Genomic DNA, 2,228 nt, shown 5'->3' with positions numbered 1-2,228 from the left:
CGGCCGACCAGGTCCTCGGCATGCTCGCCGTGCTCAGGACCGGCGCCGCCTTCTGCCAGCTCGACCCCGGGTACCCCGCTGAGCGCCTGGCCCTCATGGCCGCCCGGACCGGCATGCGGCAGGTCATCGCCCCCGCCGCCCTGCACACCCTGCTGCCGCCCGGTGTCACAGCAGTGGACCCCGGCACCGCCGCGTCGGCCGACCTGCCGGCCGACGACCCGCTGCCGGTCCCGGACCCGGACGACCCCGCGTACATCGTCTACACCTCCGGCTCCAGCGGCACCCCGAAGGCCGTCCAGATCGGCCACGGCGCCCTGGCCACCTACCTGAACTCCCTCGGCACCCTGCTCGACCTCGGTGAGGAGAGCGGCTATCTGCAGACCGCGAGCCTCACCTTCAGCGCGGCCTACCGCCAGGTACTGCTGCCCCTGGCCGTCGGCGGCCGACTGGTGATCGCCCCGACCGAGGCCATCCAGGACCCGGTGAGCCTGTTCGCCCTCGCCCGCGCCGAAGGCGTCACCGTCCTCGACCTCGTCCCCTCCTACTGGCGGACGTGCCTGCCACTGCTGGACGGCGCCGACCCCGAGCGGCTCCCGACGGACGTACGGCTGGTACTCGCCGCCAGCGAACCGCTGCCCCAGTCGGTCGTCGACGGCTGGCGCGCGCTGTTCCCGCACGCCCGGCACATCAACATGTACGGGCAGACCGAGACCGCGGGCATCGTCGCCGCCCATGACATCCCCGCCGCCGAAGCCACCGGGGCGACCGTCCCCGTCGGCCGGCCGCTGCCCGGCCTCCAGGTCCACGTCCTCGACGACGAGCTGAGGCCCGTCGCACCCGGACTGCCCGGCGAGATCCACGTCGGCGGTCCCACCCTCGGCCTCGGCTACCTCGGCGACGACCAAACGACCGCCGACCGCTTCGTGCCCGACCACCTCTCGGGCCGCCCCGCCGCCCGCCTCTACCGCACCGGCGACCTCGCCCGCTGGAAGGACGGCGCCCTGGAACACCTCGGCCGCCGCGACGACCAGGTCAAGATCCGGGGCTTCCGCGTAGAGCCCGAAGAGGTGGTTGCCGCCCTCGACGCCCACCCCGAGGTACGGGAGTCGGCGGTGCTCGCCCTCACCGGCGCCGACGGACACCGGCGGCTGGCCGCCTACGCCGTATCCACCGCGGAACAGCCCGAGCCGGGACTGCACACGGCACTGCGCGCCCATCTGCGCGACCGGCTCCCCGACTACCTCGTGCCCGGCTCGGTGCTCGTGCTGCCCGAACTGCCCCGCACCACCAGCGGCAAGGTCGACCGGCGGGCCCTGGCCGCCCTCGGCACCGACACCCCCGCCACCGGCGGCGGGCGCACCGAGCCCCGCGACGACACGGAGCGGAAACTGCAGGAGATCTGGGGCCGGGTGCTGCGCCGTGACGTCGGCATCGAGGACAACTTCTTCGAGCTCGGCGGCGACTCCATCCAGAGCATCCAGATCGCCTCCCTCGCCGGGCAGCAGGGCCTCGCGGTGACCTCGCAGCAGATCTTCCAGAACCAGACCATCGCCGAACTCGCCCTCGTGGCCACGGAAACCGCCCCGTCCGCGGCCGAGGATCCCGAGGCGACCCGGGGCGAGGTCCCGCTCAGCCCCATCCAGAAGTGGTTCTTCGACCAGGACCAGCCCGACCCGCACCACTGGAACATGTCGGTGCTGCTGCGGGCCAACCACCCCCTCGACCCCGAGCTCATGGGAACGGCACTGCGCGAGGTCTTCGGCCACCACGACGCCCTGCGTCTGCGGTACACCAGGACCGGATCCGGCTGGAACCAGCACTACACCGACGGCCCCGCGGAGGTTCCCTACGACGTCGTCGACGTGACCGGCGCCCCCGACGAGGACACCTACCGCCGTACCGTCGAGGAGCGCTGCGCCTCAGTCCAGGAGAGCCTGGACATCACGGACGGCCCGGTGGCCAGGGCGGTGTACTTCCGCGGCGGCACCCACTCGGACCAACTCCTCATCGTCATGCACCACCTGGTCACCGACGGCATCACCTACCGCGTGCTCCTGGAGGACCTGCGCCAGGCGTGGGAGCGGGTCGGCGCGGGACTGCCCGCCCTGCTGCCGCCGCGGACCGACTCGGTGAAGACCTGGGCCGAACACCTCACCGCCCGCGCCCTCGCGCCCGAGGCCGAACAGCGCCTGGCCCACTGGCTCCAGGCCGTTCCCGCGACCGCCGAG

General features: G+C 73.2%; 1 protein-coding gene. It reads left to right on the top strand.

Annotation, left to right across the window (positions count from 1 at the left end; all coding sequences use genetic code 11):
- Positions 1–2,228: amino acid adenylation domain-containing protein (locus R6V09_RS51445; protein ID WP_317888296.1), on the top strand; the 2,228-nt coding region annotated here is incomplete at both ends.

The organism is Streptomyces sp. W16 (genome assembly GCF_033194735.1).
Taxonomy (GTDB): Bacteria; Actinomycetota; Actinomycetes; order Streptomycetales; family Streptomycetaceae; genus Streptomyces.
Note: the sequence above shows the minus strand (reverse complement) of the source record. Positions and strands in the feature narration are given on the sequence as shown.